This window comes from Kitasatospora sp. NPDC004615, from assembly GCF_042873545.1.
In the GTDB taxonomy this organism is placed as follows: domain Bacteria; phylum Actinomycetota; class Actinomycetes; order Streptomycetales; family Streptomycetaceae; genus Kitasatospora.
The window spans coordinates 456,168-475,239 of record NZ_JBIALQ010000001.1; the positions used below are offsets into that span (position 1 = coordinate 456,168).

Annotated in this window: 17 protein-coding genes; 7 read left to right on the forward strand and 10 right to left on the reverse strand. The window is 72.1% G+C overall.

Annotated elements, in window-relative coordinates; genetic code table 11:
- Window positions 1-121: 121 nt before the first annotated feature.
- Genes ACFYS8_RS02090 through ACFYS8_RS02100 form a run of 3 tightly spaced genes read right to left on the reverse strand, consistent with a single transcriptional unit; the run spans window position 122 to window position 3,710 of the window.
- Entirely contained in the window at window positions 122-2,503 is a 2,382-nt protein-coding gene (locus ACFYS8_RS02090; RefSeq protein WP_387634441.1) for an FtsX-like permease family protein, read from the reverse strand.
- Window positions 2,500-3,186, reverse strand: coding sequence for an ABC transporter ATP-binding protein (locus ACFYS8_RS02095; RefSeq protein WP_387634444.1), 687 nt, complete (start codon window positions 3,184-3,186; stop codon window positions 2,500-2,502). The genes ACFYS8_RS02090 and ACFYS8_RS02095 overlap by 4 nt, the downstream gene beginning before the upstream one ends.
- The gene (locus ACFYS8_RS02100; protein ID WP_387634446.1) at window positions 3,183-3,710 is read right to left on the reverse strand and encodes a PadR family transcriptional regulator; all 528 of its coding nucleotides are present in this window, start codon (window positions 3,708-3,710) and stop codon (window positions 3,183-3,185) included. The genes ACFYS8_RS02095 and ACFYS8_RS02100 overlap by 4 nt, the downstream gene beginning before the upstream one ends.
- A 115-nt stretch (window positions 3,711-3,825) precedes the next feature.
- Here ACFYS8_RS02100 and ACFYS8_RS02105 point away from each other — a divergent pair, with 115 nt between their 5' ends.
- Window positions 3,826-4,332, forward strand: coding sequence for a hypothetical protein (locus ACFYS8_RS02105; RefSeq protein WP_387634448.1), 507 nt, complete (start codon window positions 3,826-3,828; stop codon window positions 4,330-4,332).
- Window positions 4,333-4,339: 7 nt separating this feature from the next.
- On the opposite strand, the gene ACFYS8_RS02110 is transcribed toward ACFYS8_RS02105, so the two are convergent.
- The 4 genes from ACFYS8_RS02110 to ggt form a co-directional block, all read right to left on the reverse strand.
- Window positions 4,340-5,143 (reverse strand): exodeoxyribonuclease III, encoded by an 804-nt coding sequence (locus ACFYS8_RS02110; protein ID WP_387634451.1) that lies wholly within the window; start codon window positions 5,141-5,143, stop codon window positions 4,340-4,342.
- A 105-nt stretch (window positions 5,144-5,248) separates the two neighbouring features.
- Entirely contained in the window at window positions 5,249-5,950 is a 702-nt protein-coding gene (locus ACFYS8_RS02115) for a hypothetical protein (RefSeq protein WP_387634453.1), read from the reverse strand.
- A 58-nt stretch (window positions 5,951-6,008) separates the two neighbouring features.
- A complete protein-coding gene (locus tag ACFYS8_RS02120; RefSeq protein WP_387634456.1) occupies window positions 6,009-6,683 on the reverse strand; it encodes a hypothetical protein in 675 nt (224 codons plus the stop codon).
- A gap of 97 nt (window positions 6,684-6,780) precedes the next feature.
- Complete coding sequence (ggt, locus tag ACFYS8_RS02125) at window positions 6,781-8,574, reverse strand: gamma-glutamyltransferase (RefSeq protein WP_387634459.1); 1,794 nt, start codon at window positions 8,572-8,574, stop codon at window positions 6,781-6,783.
- Window positions 8,575-8,809: 235 nt separating this feature from the next.
- On the opposite strand from ggt, the gene ACFYS8_RS02130 reads away from it, so the two are divergent.
- Together ACFYS8_RS02130 and ACFYS8_RS02135 are read left to right on the forward strand one after the other, a co-directional pair.
- Entirely contained in the window at window positions 8,810-9,118 is a 309-nt protein-coding gene (locus ACFYS8_RS02130; protein ID WP_387634462.1) for a hypothetical protein, read from the forward strand.
- A 188-nt stretch (window positions 9,119-9,306) separates the two neighbouring features.
- Window positions 9,307-9,621 carry a hypothetical protein gene (locus tag ACFYS8_RS02135; protein WP_387634465.1) on the forward strand — a complete coding sequence of 105 codons (315 nt, stop codon included), beginning with the start codon at window positions 9,307-9,309 and terminating at the stop codon, window positions 9,619-9,621.
- 70 nt (window positions 9,622-9,691) lie between these two features.
- Here ACFYS8_RS02135 and ACFYS8_RS02140 read toward each other — a convergent pair whose 3' ends face one another.
- Complete coding sequence (locus tag ACFYS8_RS02140; protein WP_387636799.1) at window positions 9,692-10,753, reverse strand: ROK family glucokinase; 1,062 nt, start codon at window positions 10,751-10,753, stop codon at window positions 9,692-9,694.
- Window positions 10,754-11,076: 323 nt separating this feature from the next.
- On the opposite strand from ACFYS8_RS02140, the gene ACFYS8_RS02145 reads away from it, so the two are divergent.
- Complete coding sequence (locus tag ACFYS8_RS02145; RefSeq protein WP_387634467.1) at window positions 11,077-12,156, forward strand: alpha/beta hydrolase; 1,080 nt, start codon at window positions 11,077-11,079, stop codon at window positions 12,154-12,156.
- 54 nt (window positions 12,157-12,210) lie between these two features.
- Here ACFYS8_RS02145 and ACFYS8_RS02150 read toward each other — a convergent pair whose 3' ends face one another.
- Complete coding sequence (locus ACFYS8_RS02150) at window positions 12,211-13,176, reverse strand: glycoside hydrolase family 16 protein (protein ID WP_387634469.1); 966 nt, start codon at window positions 13,174-13,176, stop codon at window positions 12,211-12,213.
- 339 nt (window positions 13,177-13,515) lie between these two features.
- Here ACFYS8_RS02150 and ACFYS8_RS02155 point away from each other — a divergent pair, with 339 nt between their 5' ends.
- The 3 genes from ACFYS8_RS02155 (at window position 13,516) to ACFYS8_RS02165 (ending at window position 17,372) form a co-directional block, all read left to right on the forward strand.
- Window positions 13,516-13,947, forward strand: a complete 432-nt coding sequence (locus ACFYS8_RS02155) for a hypothetical protein (RefSeq protein ID WP_387634472.1) — start codon at window positions 13,516-13,518, stop codon at window positions 13,945-13,947.
- A gap of 96 nt (window positions 13,948-14,043) precedes the next feature.
- Entirely contained in the window at window positions 14,044-16,131 is a 2,088-nt protein-coding gene (locus ACFYS8_RS02160) for a bifunctional polysaccharide deacetylase/glycosyltransferase family 2 protein (protein WP_387636802.1), read from the forward strand.
- A gap of 2 nt (window positions 16,132-16,133) precedes the next feature.
- Window positions 16,134-17,372: an acyltransferase gene (locus ACFYS8_RS02165; RefSeq protein WP_387634475.1), complete on the forward strand. Its 1,239-nt coding sequence runs from the start codon at window positions 16,134-16,136 to the stop codon at window positions 17,370-17,372.
- 15 nt (window positions 17,373-17,387) lie between these two features.
- On the opposite strand, the gene ACFYS8_RS02170 is transcribed toward ACFYS8_RS02165, so the two are convergent.
- Window positions 17,388-18,947 (reverse strand): PucR family transcriptional regulator, encoded by a 1,560-nt coding sequence (locus ACFYS8_RS02170; RefSeq protein WP_387634477.1) that lies wholly within the window; start codon window positions 18,945-18,947, stop codon window positions 17,388-17,390.
- Window positions 18,948-19,072: the final 125 nt, after the last annotated feature.

Here is a 19,072-nt window from a genome sequence, read left to right on the forward strand (position 1 = left end):
AGCGGCTGCGTAACCATTCCGCTACTCCTGGTCGCCGACCACGCTAGGCCAGGCCCACCGCGCCCGGCGACACCTCGGGGGCCGTTCGGGTCTGTGCCCGAACGGCCCCTTGGGATCAGCCCTACTCGTTGCGAGCGGTCTCCGGGCCGGTGATCCGGCGCAGCAGCGGCATGGTCGCCCCGATGATCGCCAGCGCGGCGGTCAGGCCGCCGATCACCGCCAGGTAGTAGCCGGCGCCGAGCGCGTGCAGCGAGTACTGCAGCTGCGAGCGCAGGAACAGGTCGGCGGCGAGCAGTCCGACGCCGATCGCCACCGCCGCCATCACCAGCAGCGGCACCACCGACTCCATCGCCACCACCCGGCGCAGCGTGCCCAGCGACACGCCGGTCAGGCGCAGCAGGCTGAACGGGCGCTTGCGCTCGCTCAGGCCGCCGGCCACGCTGACGGCCAGGCTGCAGCCGGCGATCGGGAAGGTCGCCAGGATCACCACGTCGGCCAGCTGCTGGTAGCCGCGCAGTTCGGCCCCGGCGAGGTACCGCGCCTCGCTCAGCGTCATCGCCTGCCGGGTCGCCGGGTAGGCGGCGTCCACCATGGTGCGGGTCTGTTCGACGGCGGCGGTCGAGCCGTCGGTCTCCACGACCACGTTCAGCACGCCCGTCCCGGCGAGCTGTTCGGGCGTGAACGGGGCGGTGGGCCACTCGCTGGTGCGCTGGTCGCTCCAGCCGTACCAGGAGGTCGGGACGTAGGCGGTCTGCGCGCCGGGCGCACAGTGGCCGTACATCTTGAACGGGTCCAGGTCGGCGCAGACCACGACCTGCCGGGCGGTGACCGGGCCGTCGGCGGTCTGCACCTCCACGACCTTGTCGGCCGGGTGCCCGAGCAGCACGTTCCGCACGCCGGGGACGGCGTGCAGCCGCTCGATCAGTTCGGGCGGGGCGGGCTTGCCCATCGAGACCGGCTTGTAGTCGCTGCTGTAGCCCTGGCTCAGCTCGTTCACCAGCACGTTGTTGAACTGCGGGCCGCCGGCGGGGCGGCCCCGCTCGTCGGTCATCGTCGAAATGACGCCGAGCGTCGCGGTCATCACCAGCAGCGCCAGCACCAGTCCGCTGACGGCCCGGAACCCGGCGGTCGGGTTGTCGGCCAGCCGGCGCACCGCGATCAGGGTGGCCGGCCGCTGGGTGCGGCGAGCAATGAGGGCGGCGCCCTTCATGGTCAGCCACGGGCCGGACAGCACCAGGCCGATCGCGATCAGCAGGAACGAGGACAGATAGCCCTTGATCTGCCCGGGCACCGTCCCGGGGTGCCAGATCAGGAACCCGACCAGCTCCGCGAGCCCGGCCACCAGCGGGATCACCCGCCAGGCCCGGGGCGGTTTCGGCGTCACCCGGCGGGTCACCCCGAGCGGGGAGATCTGCACCCGGCGCAGCGCGATCCGCGCGGCGACGGCGGCGGCCAGCGGGACGCCCAGGGCGACGCCGGCGATCTGCAGCGGCGTCAGGGAGATGTCGGAGGGGAAGAACTTGGCGCCGGTCAGCGCCGTGTTCGCGACCGGTCCGCGGATCGCCAGGAACGGCAGGAAGCCGAGCACCACCCCCGCCGCGGCGGCGACCGCCGCCTCCACCGCCGACACCACGGACACCTGACGGGGGGTCGCCCCGACCAGCCGCATCGCGGCGAAGCGCTGCTCGCGGCGGGCGGCGTTCAGGCGGGTGGAGGTGCCGATCAGGATCAGCACCGGGAAGACCAGCCCACCGCTCACCACCGTGAGGATCAGGTCCACACCGTCGGACTTGATGCCCACTACACAGTCCGCGCAATGGTCGGGCCTGGTGGTGGCGACCTTGTTCACCAGCGCGGCCTCGCTCAGCCCCTTCATCTCCTGCGGGGCCCGGCCGACCACCGCCAGCAGGCTGTCGGGCGCGGGCAGCGCCTCGTCCCCGAGAATCCCGATCCGGTGCCCGGGGAACCGGTCCCCCAGCTGCGCGGGCGGCATCTCGTCGACCATCCGCGCCAGCGCGGGCGACAGGTAGTACTCACCCGGCCCGGGCATCCGCGGCACCCCGGGCGAGAGCGCCGCCCGCGGCCCGGTGAGCGCGACGTCGATCCGCCCGATCTCCTTGCCCTGCACGGTGTCCCGCCGGGTCGACCACCACATCGGATCAACACCCGAGCTGCTCGCCTGCCCGTTGGCCCCTGCCGCCGCACCGGCGGTTCCCGAACCCTCCCCCGTCGCACCGCCGGAGGCATTCGCCGTCCCGCCCCCGCCGTTGCCGGAACTCCCCGCAACCTCCCGATTCGCGGGGAACTGCTTGACGAACGGCGTGTTGAGCCACGCGTTGCGCGCGTTCTGGGAGTGCACGCCGTTGATCGCGGCGAGCGTGGTGAACAGCAGGCCGACACCGATGGCGACGGCGCCCGCGGTGATGGCGAGGCGGACGAGCGCTTCGCGGCCGCCGCTGACGGCCAGTCGTAGTCCGAGCCGGACCATGTCGAACCGGATCATGAGGTCAGCCGTCCGCTCAGCGAGGTGGCGCGGCCGTCGCGGACGATCGCCTCGCGGTCGGCGTAGGCGGCGATCCGGGCCTCGTGGGTGACCAGGACGACGGTGGTGCCCTGTTCGCGGGCGCAGCCGACCAGCAGGTCCATCACCTGTTCGCCGGTCAGGGAGTCGAGCGCGCCGGTGGGTTCGTCGGCGAACAGGACGCGCGGTTCGGCGACCAGTCCGCGGGCGAGGGCGACGCGCTGGGCCTGACCGCCGGACAGTTCGCCGGAGCGGCGGGCCTCCAGGCCGTCCAGGCCGAGCCTGGGGAACCAGCTGCGGGCCCGCTGCAGCGCGGCGTTGCGGCGCTGCCCGCCGAGCAGCAGCGGCAGGGCGACGTTCTCCTCGGCGGTCAACTCCGGTACCAGCTGGCCGAATTGGAAGACGAATCCGAAGCTGTCGCGGCGCAGGGCGCTGCGTTCCTGTTCGCCGAGGTTGTCGATCCGGCGGCCGTCGAACCGGATCTCGCCGCTGTCGGGGGTGAGGATGCCGGCCAGGCAGTGCAGCAGGGTGGATTTGCCGGAGCCGCTGGGGCCCATGATGGCGAGGATCTCGCCTGCCTCGACGGCGAGTTCGGCGCCGCGCAGGGCGGGGGTCTCGCCGAAGGCGAGGGTGACGTCGTGGGCGTGGATCAGGGGGTCGGTCATTGCTTGGCCACCTCTGCGGCAAGGGCGTCGAGTCGGGCGGCGGTCAGGTCGATCCAGCGCAGGTCGGACTCCAGGTGGAACAGTCCGTGGTCGGCGAGGAGTGCGTCGACCAGGCTGCCGGAGCGCTTGATCTCGGTGAGTTCGCGCATCCGCCGCAGGTGGGCGGCGCGCTGGGTGTCGAGGTAGTGCTCGGCGTCGCGGCCGAGCATCAGGGCGAGCACGACCTTGCTGAACAGCACGGTCTGCAGGTGGGGTTCGGCGGCGACGGGCTCGCGCAGCCAGTCCTCGAACTCGGTGGCGCCGGTCTCGGTGATGACGTAGCGCTTGCGGTCGGGCCCGTCGCCGGCCTCGGGCTCCCCGACGACGACCTTCCCGTCCCGGGCGAGCCGCCCGAGGGTCGCGTACACCTGGCCGAAGGGGAGCGGTTTGCCGCGCCCGAAGAAGGCGTCGTAGTCGCGTTTGAGGTCGTAGCCGTGGCTGGGCTCGCGTTCGAGCAGCCCGAGCAGGGTGAGTGGAACGCTCATGATCGAAAGAGTACGCCGGAGGTGTACTCCACGTCTATACACTCAGAGAATACTGACGCAGGAATCTCCACCCACTAGCCTTGACCTGGGGTTTCACGAACAGGGGGACGAAGCGGTGGAGTTCACGAAGATGCGGCCGGACGGGGCGTCAGCCACCACGCGGCTCGGCGAACTGACGCTGCACCGGACGCCTTCGAGGCTGTACAGCGACCAGACCGAGCGCTGGCGGGTGGAACTCGACGGCCGCCCACTGGCCGAGCTGCCCGGGTTCGGGCAGCCCGGCTTCCACGTCGCCAAACTGGCGCGCCGCGGCGTCGCCGGCACCTTCGACGGCGCCGAACTGCACATCCGCGCCCGCGGCCGCCACCTGCTGCGCTCCGGCCGCTTCGTGGAGTTCCGCACCGGCGACCGGACCCTGCGCTTCGTCCGCCGGGGGGTGATCCGCGCCGAACTCCTTGAGGACGGCCGGACGGTGGCCCGCTCCGACGGCCGGGCGCCGGCGGAGCCCGACCGGCTGCACGTGCTCGCCGCCGCCCTGTACACCTGGGCGGAACTGGACTACGTCAACGCCAATCCGCTGCTGGGCAGCGTCATCCTGTCGGCCGTCACCTCGTTCTTCTGACCGGCGCTCAGAGGTCCAGGTCGACGACCACCGGCGCGTGGTCCGACGTCCCCTTGCCCTTGCGGGCCTCCCGGTCGACGTAGCTGTCCGAAACCGCGTCCGCGAACGGCTTGTTGGCGTAGGTGAGGTCGATCCGCATGCCGCGGTTCTTCGGGAAGGCCAGCTGGCGGTAGTCCCAGTAGGTGTAGGGGTGGTCGTACTTGAGCGGGCGGGGGACGACGTCCTGGAGGCCGATCTCCTGGAGGGCCGTCAGCGCGGCGCGCTCGGGGGCGGTGACGTGGGTGGCGCCCTCGAAGGCGGCGATGTCGAAGACGTCCGCGTCGGTGGGGGCGATGTTGTAATCGCCGAGAACGGCGAACGGGCGCTCCCCCGCCGCGTCCTCGCGGACGGCGTCGCGCAGCGCGGCCAGCCACTCCAGCTTGTAGCGGTAGTGCGCGTGGTCGACCTCGCGGCCGTTGGGCACGTACACCGACCAGACCCGGACGGGGCCGCAGGTCGCACCGACGGCGCGCGGCTCGACCACCGGGAGCATGGCGTCCTCGGCGAGGTAGCCGGGCTGGCCGGGCAGGTCACGGACGACGTCCTCCAGGCCGATCCGGGACAGCACGGCGACGCCGTTCCACCGGCCGGTACCGTGCGCGGCGCTCTCGTAACCGAGCTCGCCGATCGCCTCGGCGGGGAACGCCTCGGTGGTGCACTTGAGCTCCTGGAGGCACAGCACGTCCGGCTTGGCGGACTCCAGCCACTCCAGCAGCTTGGGCAGCCGGGCGGTGACGGAGTTGATGTTCCAGGTGGCGATGCGGACGGTCACGGCGGCCTTCCCTCGGCGGTACGGACGGACAGCGCACCCGACGACAGGCCGGGCACCCCGTCCGAACATACCGCCCGCCACCGACAGCGCCCGGCCGGACAGGCCCTACTGCCAGGGCAGTCCGGGGGTGGGCAGCATCGTGAGGTGGGAGTGGAACCGGACCAGGGCCGTCTTCTTGTCGGGGGCAGCGGGGGTCAGGTAGTTCATGAAGACGACGACGTCGCCATGGGGGGCGACCAGTTCGACGAGCGCCTTGCCGTGGTCGTCGATGTTGACGACGGCGCCGGTGGACAGGTCGCCGGGGTCGGTGAAGACGGTGTCGGGGTAGGTACTCTTCAGGCCTTCGGCCAGGCGGCTCGCCATGCCTTCGGCGCCCGCGTCATCGGAGAAGCGCATCAGCACGGTGAAGGACTGGGTCCCGTCGGGGGCGGTCCAGGCGTGGCGCATCGCCACCACGAAGCCGCGCTGGGTGAACTGGCTCTTCACCTCGGCCTTCGCATCCGGCGCCGCCGAACCGAAAATGGTGTCCACCGTGCCGTCCAGGTCAAGGACCGCGGACACGAGGAGGTGGGACCCCTCCGGCCCGGCCGGGCGATAGTGCATCAACTTCTCGCCGGCCTCGGCAGCCGAGATGGTCCCGGACGGCGAAGCGACGGGCGCCGAACTGACGGGCGTCGGGGATGCCGCAGGCGTGCTGCTGGTGCAGGCCGCCAGGGCCGTGACGAGCAGCGGGGCGGCCAGGAGGTGGACGAAGCGTCTCGGGGTAATAACCGAACGATCATGGCGGGCAGGGAAGTTCGCGTCCATCGGATTGCCCGGATCGGCCGGCCGACCCGACACCCCGTCAGATCGGCCGGGGCCGGACCTACCAGGGCGTTCCGGGGGTGGGCAGCAGCTTGAACTGGTTGTGGAGCAGGATTGCGGCGGCTTTCCTGTCCGGGGTGGCAGGGGTGAAGTAGCTCACAAGGACAACGGCGTCGCCATGGGGGGCGACCTCGAGGACGGATGCCTTGTCCCGGCCGTCGAGGTCGCTTACGACGGCGCCGGTGGCCAGGTCGACGGGGTCGGTGAAGACGGTGTCGGGGTAGGTCGTCTTCATTCCCTGGGCCAGACTCCCTGCCAGGCTCTCGGCGCCCGCATCGGCGGAGAAGCGCAGCACCAGGATGTCGGCCGCGGTCCCGTCGGGGGCGGTCCAGGATTGGTGGAGTGCCGCGAGGAAGCCGTCCTGGGTGAGCCGGTTCTTCGTCGTGGCCTTCGTGTCCGGCTCCGCCCCCGGGCCGAGGATGGCGGTCGCCGTGCGGTCCAGATCGAGGATTCCGTTGGAGGGCGGGTACGTGGAACCCTCCGGCCCGCCCAGGCGGTTGAGTTGCCGCAACTTCTCGCGGGCCTCGGCGACGGAGACGGTCTCCGACGGGGAGGCGGAGGACACGGAGCCGGCGGGCGCCGGGGATGGCGCAGGCGTGCTGCTGGTGCAGGCCGCCAGGGCCGCGACGAGCAGCGGGGCGGTCAGGATGTGGACGAAGCGCCTCGGGGTGATCACCGAACGATCGTGGCGTACAAGGAAGTTCGCGTCCATCGGATTGCCCGGATCGGCCGGCCGACCCGACACCCCGTCAGATCGGCCGGCCGTCGCGGAGCTAACGCGAGGGGTGCACCACGGCGGCCGAGCCGCCGCCGCGGCGGACGGGTTCGGCGGCGGCCAGCCAGCGGCCGTCGGGGAGGCGCTCGATGCCGGTGGCGGCGCCGATCTCGGGGGTGGCGCTGAAGACGTGGCCCATGGCCTGGAGTTTCGCTGCCTCGGGCGAGGCGAGGAAGGCCGGTTCGGCCTGGGTGGCGGCGGTGTTGCGCTGGCTGGCCCGGGGTGCGGCGATGGCCTGTTCCAGCGTCAGGCCGCGGTCGATCCGCCCGGTGAGGACCTGCAGCACGGTGGTGATGATGGTGGCGCCGCCGGGCGAGCCGACCGCCAGGTACGGCTTGCCGTCCTTGAGCACGATGGTCGGGGAGATCGAGGAGCGCGGGCGCTTGGCGGGGCCGGGCAGGTTGGGGTCGGGAATGCCGGGCGTGAGCGGGGTGAAGTTGAAGTCGGTCAGTTCGTTGTTGAGCAGGAAGCCCCGGCCGGGCACGGCGATGCCGCTGCCGCCGGTCTGTTCGATGGTCAGCGTGTAGGCGACGACGTTGCCCCACCGGTCGGCGACGGTCAGGTGGGTGGTGCTCTGGCCCTCGTACGGTTCGGCGACCGGCTGTCCGCTGCTCGCGCAGGCCGCGGGGTGGTACGGGTCGCCGGGGGCGAGCGGGCTGGTGAGCGCGTGCTGGGGGTTGATCAGGCAGGCCCGGGAGGCGGCGTAGGCCGGATCGAGCAGCTGGCGGGTCGGCACCTGGACGAAGTTCGGGTCGCCGACCCAGCGGTTGCGGTCGGCGAACGCGATCCGGCTGGCCTCCAGGAAGCGGTGGTCGTACTGAACGGAGTCGGCCGTGGGCACGCTGCTGGTGCCGAGGATGTTCAGCGCCTCGCCGACGGTGGTCCCGCCGGAGGAGGACGGGGCGATGCCGTACACGTCCAGGCCCCGGTAGTTGACGTGCGTCGGGTCCTGCTGACGGACCTGGTAGGCCGCCAGGTCGGCGGTGTCGACCTTGCCGGGGCGGGCGTTGCGGCCGGAGGCGGGGTCGACGGGCGGGTGCTGGAGGGTGCGGACGATGTCGGCGCCGATCGGGCCGCGGTACAGAGCGGCGGTGCCGCCGCGTCCCAACTCCCGGTAGGTGGCGGCGAGATCGTGGTTGCGCAGGGTGGAGCCGACGACGGGCAGCTTCCCGTTCGGCAGGAACAGCGCGCGGCTGGCCGGGAAGTCCTGGAACCGGGCCTGGTTGAGGGCGGTCTGGTCCTGGAAGGTCTGGTCGACGGTGAACCCACGATCGGCGATCCGCTCGGCCGGTTTCAGCACCTCGGCGAGATCCCGGCTGCCCCAGCGGCGCAGTGCCTGCTCCCAGGTGGCGGCGGTGCCGGGCACGCCGACGGACAGGCCGCTGGTGACGGCGTCGGCGAAGGCCAGCGGCTTCCCGTTCTCCAGGAACAGCGAACTGTCGGCCGTCCGGGACGCGGTCTCCCGCCCGTCCAGCGTGGTGACCTTCCCGGTCCGGGCGTCGTAGTACACGAAGTACCCGCCGCCGCCGATGCCCGCCGAGTACGGCTCGGTCACCCCGAGCGCGGCCGCGGTGGCCACGGCGGCGTCCACCGCGTTCCCCCCGCGCCGCAGCACCTCCAGCCCGGCGGCGGTGGCATCGGCGTCCACACTGGTGACCGCCCCGCCCCAGCCCACCGCCTCGGGTTGCTTCCCGGTGACGGCGGCGGACGGGTCGGCCTGGGCGGGCGCGGCGGTGCAGAGCAGTCCGGTGACGAGTGCGAGTGCGGGGACGAGACGGGCGAGGGTTCTCATACGATCTCCCTGGGACGGCGACGGTCTCCCGTTCTCCCACACCCAGCACCCCCCCGACAACGGCACGTTCGGCCAACTGCCGCACACCACAAGCCCGCTGTCGCCACCTCAGCGCCACCGGGTCGTAGCCCGCGCCGGCGCCCGGCAGAGCCCTTCGCGCTGGAACCGGCGATCACTGCCCGGGCGTCCCGCTTCCCGGGCTGCCGCCGTCCACCGCCGGGAGGGGTTTCGGGTCGTGGGGATCGTGATATGGGCCGTCGTCGGGGTGTTGTTCGCGCTGCTACCGCTCGTCCACTGGCTGCTGCGCGCCCGTCCCACGCCGCTCCGGGTACCCATCGCCGCCGCGTTGACGCTCTGGCTGGCGCTGGTACTCGCGGTGGCGTTCGACCTGCTGCGTCTGCGGAGCGGGGCCGAGCTCTACCTGCTCTACACGCCGCTCGCCGAACTGGCCGTCCTGATCGGCCTGCGGTTGGACCGGCGGATCGCCGGCCCGCGCACCGGGCGTCCGGCCGGCTGGCCCCGCGCGGTGGGCATCGCCTTTTAGTGCCGCGGCAGGCAACTTTTGCCCGTCAAGGAGCGGCCCGAGGCGCCCGGCTGGGCGTGCCGCCGAAGCGCCCTCGTACTGGGTGTACTTGGGTGCTTTGGCGGTGCGTCCAGGCGGGATGCATCGGGCCGCGACGGGGCAAAGGTTGCCTGTTGCGGCACTAGGTCCAGCTGGCCCTCGTCCTCACCGTGACCCCGCTGGCGGCGCTGCTGGCCTTCCACGAGGCGACGCTCCCGCCCGCGAGGGCCGTGCCGGAGCCGCCGCCCGGCTACACCGTCCTCGACACCGGCAAAGGCTGCGGCAACGGCCACGGCGCCCTCTGCTGGCGCACGCTCCACTTGTCGGGCCCACCCGGCGTGCCGACCGCGGAGGCCGCCGACCGGCTCCGGCCCCGGCAGCGGTGCGAGCCGAACGGCTACCTGCTCGACCGCCGCGACCTCTGCACCGAGGTGAGCATCGAAGGCAGCACGATCGTCTACGCCGTCCTCCTCAGCAACGAGTGACCCGGCCCGGCGGGGGCAGGCAGGGCTGGGCCACCCCCAGCCCCTCACGCCCCACCGAGCCGTCCCCGCGTCAGCGGGTGGCGCGTTCCACCCGGCGGCGCTTGACGGTGCGGAAGCGGCGGGCGACCTGGCGGGCCAGGTCGGCGGCGCCGACCAGGCCGGCCTCGTTGCCGAGGGCGGCGTGGACGATTTCCGCCTCGGGGCGGAAGCCGCGGCCGGTGAGGGTGCGGCGGAAGGCGTCCTGGGCGGGGCCGAGGAGCAGGTCGCCGGCTTCGCTGACGCCGCCGCCGATGACGAAGCGGCCGGGGTCGAGCGCGGCGGCCAGATTGGCGATGCCGACGCCGAGCCAGCGGCCGACCTCGTAGAGCAGTTCGGTGGCGACCGGGTCGCCTTCGCGTGCGGCCTCGGTAACGAGCGGCCCGGTGATGCCGAGCGGGCTGCCACCGGCCCGGGCGAGCAGGGGCTGGACCACCGGGGATTCCTCGGCGGCGAGTTCGCGGGCCTCGCGGACCAGCGCGTTGCCGGAGGAGTACTGCTCCCAGCAGCCGCGGTTGCCGCAGGGGCAGCGGTGTCCGCCGGGCACCACCTGCATGTGGCCGAACTCGCCGGCCATGCCGTGCTTGCCCCGGTCGACGAAGCCGTCGCGGACCTGTGCGCCGCCGATGCCGGTGCCGAGGGTGATCATCACCATGTGGTCCTCGCCGCGGCCGGCGCCGAAGCGCCACTCGGCCCAGGCGGCGGCGTTGGCGTCGTTCTCGACCACCACGGGGAACCGCAGCCGGGAGCTGAGCGCCTGCTGGAGGGGTTCGTTGCGCCAGTTCAGGTGGGGGGCGAACAGCACGGTGGAGCGTTCGGAGTCGACCCAGCCGGCCGCGCCGACGCCGACGGCGTGCACGTCGTGCTTGTCGGCGAGCTGCAGGACGAGGTCGACGATGACGTCCTCGACCACCTTGGGGCTCTTGCTCTTGTCGGGCGTCTCGGTGCGCAGCCGCTCCAGGACCCGGCCCTCGCCGTCGACCACTCCGGCGACCACCTTGGTGCCGCCGATGTCCACGCCGATGGTGGGCAGCCGCAGCACTCCGGCGGGCAGGGTGCGGCGGCGGCGTTCGGCGCGCGGGCCGAGGCCCAGCAGGCTGGGCAGGGCGGGGCGGGCGGGGCCGTTGGCACTGGTCACGGAATGAATGCTCCTGGTTTCGGTAAAACGTGCGGGCTGGTGCTGGAGGGGTCGGAACGAGCTGGCAGACTAGGCCGCGAACGCACAGCGGATTCTCACGAAAACGTGATGTTCCTCTCAGGTTTCTGCGGGTGTTGCCAGCAACTGATCGTGTGTTTGACGCAGTCTGACAAGTGTGATGTGCGAACCGGGGGACCGTGCCCCGGACGGCCGGACGACCCGATTCGAGAGACCTGATGCAGCTAACAGGCACCCCTTTTCTTATTCTGACGATCATCCTGGTGCCGATCTCCCTTGCGGCGGCCCTGCTGCTCTGGGGCCGGGTGCGCGGACCGAAGCCGGTCCAGGCGCTGTCCCGGATCGTGATGCTGCTGTTCTGCCAGATCACCGCCGTACTCACCGTCTTCGTCATGGTCAACAACGCCAACCTGATCTACGGCAGTTGGGACGACCTGCTGGGCACCGGCAGCCACGTGCGCTCGGTGCCGAACGTGGCTGCCAGTGAGGGCGGCGGCAGCGGGAGCAGCGACAACAAGCAACACACCAAGGTGATCCAGCAGTTCAAGCCGGTCGGTGACCCGAAGGTGCCGAACGACGTGCAGACCACGGACCTGAAGGGCGCGGTCTCCGGCGTCGACGGCGAGGTGCTGGTCTGGCTGCCGCCGCAGTACAACGACCCGGCGTACAAGGACAAGACCTTCCCCGTGGTCGAGCTGCTGCCGGGCTGGCCGGGCTCCTCGAAGACCTGGTTCGGCACCCTGCGGGTCTCCGAGCAGCTGAAGCCGATGATGCAGAGCGGGCAGGTCGCCCCGTTCATCCTGATCTCGCCGCGCACCAACCTGCTGGGCGACAGCACCGACACCGGCTGCGCGGACGTCCCGGGCAAGGTCAACGCCGACACCTGGCTGTCCAGGGACGTCCCGCAGATGGTGCTGGACAACTTCCGGGCCGACCCCTCCTCCGACCGCTGGGCGGTGGCCGGTTACTCGGCGGGCGCGCACTGCGCGACCAAGCTGTCGCTGGAGCACCCGGACCGCTACCGCGCGGGCATCAGCCTCTCCGGCTACAACGACCCGGGCGCGGAGGACAAGTCGCTGACCGCGAAGGACCCGCACCTGAAGGAGATCTCCAACCCGCTGAACATCCTGAAGTCCGCGAAGACCCCGCCGAAGACCGCGCTGTACGTCACCGGCAACAAGGGCGACGGCCTGGAGGGCGGCGAGGCGCTGAAGGCGGCCGCCAAGGCCCCGACCACGGTGACCATCCAGGAGACCACGGGCGCGCACAGCAGCGACGTCTGGAAGCCGCTGGTCCCGGGCATCTTCACCTGGCTGACCACGATCATCCCCGCGCAGCACTGACCCACCGCACACCGAAGGGCCCGGCCGGCGGCCGGGCCCTTCGTATGCCCAACGTCAGTTCTTCGGCAGGGTGTTGACGTACTGGGTGCCGGCGCCGTAGAAGCCGTCCACGGTCTGCTCGACGTCCGCCGCGGAGAGCGCCTGGTCGGCCTTGTAGTAGAACCAGTTGACCTTCATGTCCCAGCTGCGCTGGCCGCTGATCGAGGGCAGCAGGTCGATGAACCAGTTGCTGAAGTGGATGTCCATCTTCTCGCGCGCGACGTACTTGTCGGAGCTGGTGAACATCTCCTTGCCGTCCAGGAAGTAGGTGACCTTCCCGTCCATGGCGGTGATCATCATGGTGTGCCAGCCCTCGAGGCGCTGCTTGGCGGCCTTGGTGACGCGGTCCGGCGGGTCGGCCTTGAACCAGCTGGTGGTGTCGAGCTTCGGGCCGGGCGCGCCCCAGCCGCCGTTCGGCAGGTACTCGAAGTCGAGTTCGCTGTAGTTCGCCGAGTCGTCGGCGGGTGAGATCGGGAAGAAGGTCTGGACGACGTGGTCTCCGGTGCGGCCGGTGGAGGGCTTCTCGCCGAAGTTGATCCGGGCCGCGAAGGTGCCGTGGAACAGGTTGGTGGCGGTGCTCTGCACCTCGACCTGCTTGGTGCCTTGCTTGGTGCCGTCGGTGGTCGAGCGCAGTTGCAGCGCCCGGCCGCCCTTGGCGGTCGGGTCCTCGGGGAAGGCGGCGCCGGAGGCGGACCAGGTGTCCTTGATGCCGGGGCCGCCGCCGCCGTCCCGGACCTGCCAGCCGTGCGCGGCCAACTGTGGGTCGTCGGGCCCGGTGTAGTGGAAGGTGTCGAACATCGTTCCCGGCGGCCCGGACGGCGTCGGCGAGGCGCTGGCGGACCGGCCCTTCGCGGCGGAATCCCCACCGGCGGCCGGGTCGCCGTTGCACGCGGCGAGCGTGCACAGCAGGGTCGGCAGCGCGATCACGCTCCACGCGCGACGGCGGGGCAGGCGGCTGGACTGGCGTACACGGGCTCGCACACGGGCTCCTTGGGGCGCAGCGGCGGTAGTTGGCACACGCCCCTCTGCGCGGGAAATCGACGACCGGTCGGAGGCGGTCATCCTAACGGGGGCTCACAGGCCGCTCCGCCGCCGGGACGGCCCGCATCCGCCGAGGTCGAACGGTCTGTGCACGGGTTAAACATGTACGCGCCGGTAGGGGTATCGATCCGGTCACAACCATGATCGGGAACGTGTCGAAAGTGGACATCAGGCCCAATTCGCCGCAGGTCGGCCCAGGTCGGTGCACTAGCGTTCGAGTCACGCTCCCGCGGTCTTCGCCCTCCCTGCCCTGAAAGGCCTCGCACGGTGCGCCCTGTCATGACGTCCTCCGAGCCCGGATCGGCGTACCCGGCACCGCCCGGCGCCCCGGGCCCGGATGTCGACGAGCCGCTGCCCGAAGAGGCGCTGCCCGAACCGGTGTTCGTCGACGAGTCGGGCCTGCGCGGGCGATTGCTGCGCGGTCTCGGCTGGCCGGTCTCGGTGGTGGGCGCGGTGCTGGCGGTCGCGATGGGCGGCAGCCTGATCGGCGTGCAGGCGGACGCCCCGCCGATGGAGATCCCCGCGCAGCCCGCGCCGGCGGCCGCGGCGCCCTCGGCGTCACCGTCGGCCGGCCCCTCGCCCTCGGCCTCGGCGCCGGCGTCCGGAGCACCCTCCCGCTCCACCTCGCCGCCCAAGGCGGGGAACTCGGCCGGCACCTCGAAGCCCCCCGCCGGGGGGACGCCTTCGGGCCGGGCGACCAAGCACCCCTGATCGTTCGCACCACCGCACCTCCAGGAGCGCCCTTTGTCCCGCCACCAGCGCCGCCGGCATTCCCTGCTGAGGCCGCGCCGACTGGCCGCGCCGCCGCTGCGCTTCGTCATGCCGCTGTCCCTGCTGGCGTGCCTGCTGGCGCTGCTGGTGCTGCGCGGGCTGGCCACCAACGAGGTGTTCCACGACACCCGGATCGCGACCTCGGTGGACAAGGACACCGTGCCGGAGAACCTGCTCAAGGGCGGCCCGGTGATCGACACGCGCGGCGACAAGAAGGCGAACCCGGTCAGCTACCGCATCCCCGACAAGACGGTGGTGCTGAGCTTCGACGACGGCCCCTCGCCGGAGTGGACGCCGAAGATCCTCGACGTGCTAAAGGCGCACGACGTCCGCGCGGACTTCTTCGTGACCGGCGCGATGACCACCCGCAACCCGGACCTGATCCGGCAGATCGTCGCGGGCGGCCACGAAATCGGCCTGCACACCTTCACCCACCCCGACCTGGTGTACCAGTCGCACACCCGGATCGGCTGGGAGCTGGCGCAGACCCAGCTGGCGCTGGCCGGTGTCGCGGGCGTGCACAGTTCGCTGTTCCGGCCGCCGTACTCCTCGGAGGCGAACGCGCTGGACGACTGGACCTACCCGGTCATCCAGTACGTGGGCGCGCACGGCTACCTGACGGCGTTCATCGACCGCGACACCGACGACTGGAAGCGCCCGGGCGTCGACGGGATCGTGAAGGCCGCGATGCCGGCCACGCCCGGCGCGGGCGAGCTGATCCTGCTGCACGACGCGGGTGGTGACCGCACCGAGACGGTCGCCGCGCTGGAGCAGATCATCGTCAAGCTCCAGGGCGAGGGCTACCGCTTCACCACCATCTCCGACGCGCTCGGCGCGTCCAACGCGATGGTGCCGGTGCACGGCTTCCAGCTGTGGGCGGGCAAGGGCTTCATCTGGGCGACCCAGGTCGCCGTGTACACCCTGCCGGTGCTGGTCGGGCTGCTGGCGCTGGTCGGCTTCCTGAACTTCGGCCGGTTCGCGCTGATGATCGTCCTCGCCCCGGTGCACGCCCGCCGCTCCAAGCGCAAGGACGCCTGGGGGCCGCCCGTCACCGAGCCGGTCACCGTGCTCGTCCCGGCGTACAACGAGCTCGAGTGCATCGCCAACACCCTGAACTCGCTGGCCGCCAGCGACTATCCGATCGAAGTGATCGTGATCGACGACGGCTCCACGGACGGCACCGCGGACATCGTCGAGGAGATGAACCTGCCGTTCGTCCGGCTGATCCGCAAGGTCAACGGCGGCAAGCCCAGCGCCCTCAACGCCGGTATCGCGGCCGCCTCGTACGACCTCGTGGTGATGATGGACGGCGATACCGTCTTCGAGCCGTCCACGGTGCGCGAGCTGGTCCAGCCGTTCGCCGATCCGAAGGTCGGCGCGATCGCGGGCAACGCGAAGGTCGGCAACCGGGACAGCCTGATCGGTGCCTGGCAGCACATCGAGTACGTCCTCGGCCACAACCTGGACCGCCGGATGTACGACGTGCTGAACGTCATCCCGACCATTCCCGGCGCGGTCGGCGCGTTCCGCAAGGAGGCGCTGCGGCAGGTCGGCGGGATGAGCGACGACACCCTCGCCGAGGACACCGACATCACCATCGCGGTGCTCTGCGCCGGCTGGCGGGTCGTCTACGCCGAGCGCGCCCGCGCCTGGACCGAGGCGCCCGCGAGCCTCCAGCAGCTCTGGTCGCAGCGCTACCGCTGGAGCTACGGCTCGATGCAGGCGATGTGGAAGCACCGCCGCGCCGTGATCTCCCGCGGCCCGGCCGGCCGCTTCGGCCGGATCGGCCTGCCGATGGTGGTGCTGTTCGGCGTGGTCGCCCCGCTGCTGGCGCCGCTGGTGGACCTGTTCCTGCTGTACGGCGTGCTGTTCACGGACGCGCCGATCACGCTGGCCAGCTGGGGCGGGTTCATCGCGCTCCAGGGCCTGCTGTCCTGGTACGCCTTCCGGCTCGACCACGAGAAGCCCTGGCACCTGATCAGCCTGCCGCTGCAGCAGGTGGTCTACCGGCAGCTGATGTACATCGTCCTGCTGCAGTCCACGATCACCGCGCTCACCGGTGGCCGGCTGCGCTGGCACAAGCTCCGGCGCACCGGCGAGGTCGCTGTCCCCGTGGAGGCCTGACCATGAGCGACACCATCCGGCTGCGGATCCCCCCGCAGCTGCGCCGGGACGAGGCCCCCGACACCGCCCCGGACACGCTCGTCGCGTCCGTGCGCAAGGCCGGCCGCGACCGCTACCTCGACCTGCTGCGCGCGATGGCGCTGGTCCGCGTGGTGCTCTACCACCACTTCGAGTGGTTCTGGCTGCCGCTGGTGTTCCCGTCGATGGGCGTGATGTTCGCCCTGGCCGGCTCGCTGATGACGCGTTCGCTGAGCCGCCCCGCGCTGAGCGTGATCCGCGGCCGGCTGCGCCGCCTGCTGCCGCCGATGTGGCTGTTCGGCGCCGTCGTGGTCACCCTGCAGGTCCTCGACGGCGGCGGCCCTGACGCCGACGGCCACCCCACCTGGTGGTGGGCGAAGCTGGCGTTCTGGGTGCTGCCGCTGAGCACTCCCCCGTACGCGACCGAGCTGCACGGCTTCGGCGGCCACCTGGAGACCGGCTGGGCCTCCCAGCTGGTGGTGCCGCTGTGGTACCTGCGGGCCTACCTCTGGTACGTGCTGCTGTCGCCGCTGATGCTGAAGGCGCTGCGCCGCTTCCCGGTGGTGACGCTGTTCGCCCCGCTGGCGCTGGTGATCGTCATGAACGCGTTCTTCGCCGGCCAGGACGTCGTCTGGGGCCGGGTCTGGGAGACCGTCAACGACTTCGCGATGTTCGGCTCCTGCTGGATCCTCGGCATGGCCCACCAGGAGGGCCTGCTGCGGCGGATCCCGCAGTACGTGCTGCCGTCGATCGCACCGCTGATCATGGTGGCGGGCTTCTGGTACCTGCAGACCCGGCCGGTCGATCCGAGCCAGCCCGCCGACATCGAGCTCTGGCCGATCGCCCAGGCCCTGTGGTCCTTCGGCTTCGTCGCGCTGCTGCTGCACATCAGCCCGTCCTGGGAGCAGTGGCCCGCGCGGCTGGAGCGCTGGAACGGCCTGGTGAGCCTGCTCAACTCGCGGGCCGTCACCGTCTACCTGTGGCACGTGCCGGCACTGGTGCTGGCCTTCCCGCTGATCGACCCGCTGTGGAACGTCGACTACTTCTACGAGCACCTCAGGTGGCTGCTGACCAGCCAGTGGTTCAGCCTGCTGGTGGCGATCCCGCTGCTCGCCCTGCTGGTGATGGCCCTCGGCTGGGTCGAGGACCTGGCGGCGAAGCGCAGGCCCCGGCTGTTCCCGTACCCGCGCCGCCCGCGCGGCCGGCGCCGGAGCGCCGCCTGACCGGACAGGCCCTGGTCAGGCGAGTTCCAGCGCCAGGTAGAAGTCGACCCGGTCCTCCAGCCGGGACAGGTCGCGGCCGGTGAGTTCCTCGATCCGGCCGATCCGGTAGCGCAGCGTGTTGACGTGCACGTGCAGCTGGGCGGCGCAGCGCGTCCAGGAGCCGTCGGAGCGCAGGAACGCGGCCAGGGTGTGCAGCAGGTCGGCCTGGTGTTCCTGGTCGTAGGCGGTGACGGGGTCGAGCAGCCGGGCCCGGAAGGCGCGCCGGACCTCGGCGGGGACGGCGGCCAGCAGCAGGACGTGCGAGGCGAGTTCCTCGGCGCCGGCGACCCGGATCCGGCCGGGGCGGGAGGCGGCGATCCGGCGGGCGTGCCGGGACTCCTCCAGGGCGCCGCGCAGGCCGTCGGACTCGGCGGCGGGGGCGCACACGCCGACGGTGATCCGCCCGTCGGCGTCGAGCCCGGCCTCCAGCGGGGCCAGCAGCGCGCGCACCGCGTCGGCGGGGACGGCGGCGTCGGGGGCGTTCGGGGCGGGCAGCACGGCGACGGCGCCGCTGCGGCCGACGGCGGCGACCAGGGCCGTACCGGGCAGTGCCTCTTCGAGGACCGGGCGCAGCGCGCCGTCGGGCAGTCCGGTGGCGTCGGCGGACAGCACCAGCCACTGCGGGTGGCCCGCGCCGTCGGTGGTGGAGGCGCGCAGGGCGCGGGCGGTCTCGGCGGGGGCGGCGCCGTGCCTCAGCAGGTCGAGGAGTTCGTCGGCGAGCCGGCGGCGCAGTCGGCGGCTCTCGTCGCGGCGGGTGCGTTCGGTGGCGACCAGGCGGCACAGGTTCTCGGCGAGCTGGCGGCGTTTGGCGGGCCATTCGGTGAGGTCGCCGGCGACGGCGAGGATCCAGTCGGCGAGCACGGTGGCGGTGGCGGGTTCGGCGGCGGGCAGCAGCGAGTAGGTGCAGTCGGCGAGTCGGACCCGGTGCGGGGGGTGGTGGCCGCGCTGCTGGGCGGCGAGGTGGGCGCGGGCGAGGCGGTCGCGGTCGGCGGGGGTGAGGCGGTCGGCGGGTCCGGCGATGACGTGGCCGGTGGGGGTGAGTACCCAGCAGTCGAGGTCGAGGTCGCCGCCGAGCAGGTCGAGGACGGCGTCGAGGCCGCCCGTGTCGGCGGCGGAGACCAGCAGCCGGTGCCGGTCGACGAGGGCGGCGAGGTCGGCGGCCCGGCCGGCGGAGACGTGCCGGCCGACGTACTCGGTGACGGTGCCGAAGGCGATGTCGTCGGGGACGGCGAGCAGCGGCAGCCGGTGCCGGCGGCAGGCCTCGACCAGGTCGGCGGGGACGGGCCCGACCTCCACCTCGCCGGCGCCGAGCGCGGCGGCGCCGCCGGCCACCAGGGTGCGCACGAAGCGCGCGGAGTCGGCGGGGGCGGTGCGCCACAGCATGCCGGTGAGGACGAGTTCGCCGCCGTGCAGGAACCGGCCGGGGTCCTGCAGGTCGGTGGTCATCACGCCGGTGACCTGCCGGTCGAGTTCGTCCTCGCCGGCGAGCAGGCGCAGCCGGGGTGCGCCGGGGGCGAGCAGGTCGCGGACGCGCATGGACGGGGCCCTTCGTAACGGTGCGGCTGGTGCTGCGGGTGCTGCGAATGAATCGTGGGGGTGATTCCGGGGCGGGGACGGCCCAGGGTGACCCGGGTGGGCTGGAGGATCGTCCACATTGGACG

Excerpts from the sequence above, each read along its gene's own strand:
- ACFYS8_RS02090 (WP_387634441.1), bottom strand. The coding sequence starts at position 2,503 with ATGATCCGGTTCGACATGGTCCGGCTCGGACTACGACTGGCCGTCAGC.
- ACFYS8_RS02095 (WP_387634444.1), bottom strand. The coding sequence starts at position 3,186 with ATGACCGACCCCCTGATCCACGCCCACGACGTCACCCTCGCCTTCGGC.
- ACFYS8_RS02100 (WP_387634446.1), bottom strand. The coding sequence starts at position 3,710 with ATGAGCGTTCCACTCACCCTGCTCGGGCTGCTCGAACGCGAGCCCAGC.
- ACFYS8_RS02115 (WP_387634453.1), bottom strand. The coding sequence starts at position 5,950 with ATGGACGCGAACTTCCCTGCCCGCCATGATCGTTCGGTTATTACCCCG.
- ggt (WP_387634459.1), bottom strand. The coding sequence starts at position 8,574 with ATGAGAACCCTCGCCCGTCTCGTCCCCGCACTCGCACTCGTCACCGGA.
- ACFYS8_RS02155 (WP_387634472.1), top strand. The coding sequence starts at position 13,516 with ATGACGTCCTCCGAGCCCGGATCGGCGTACCCGGCACCGCCCGGCGCC.
- ACFYS8_RS02165 (WP_387634475.1), top strand. The coding sequence starts at position 16,134 with ATGAGCGACACCATCCGGCTGCGGATCCCCCCGCAGCTGCGCCGGGAC.
- ACFYS8_RS02170 (WP_387634477.1), bottom strand. The coding sequence starts at position 18,947 with ATGCGCGTCCGCGACCTGCTCGCCCCCGGCGCACCCCGGCTGCGCCTG.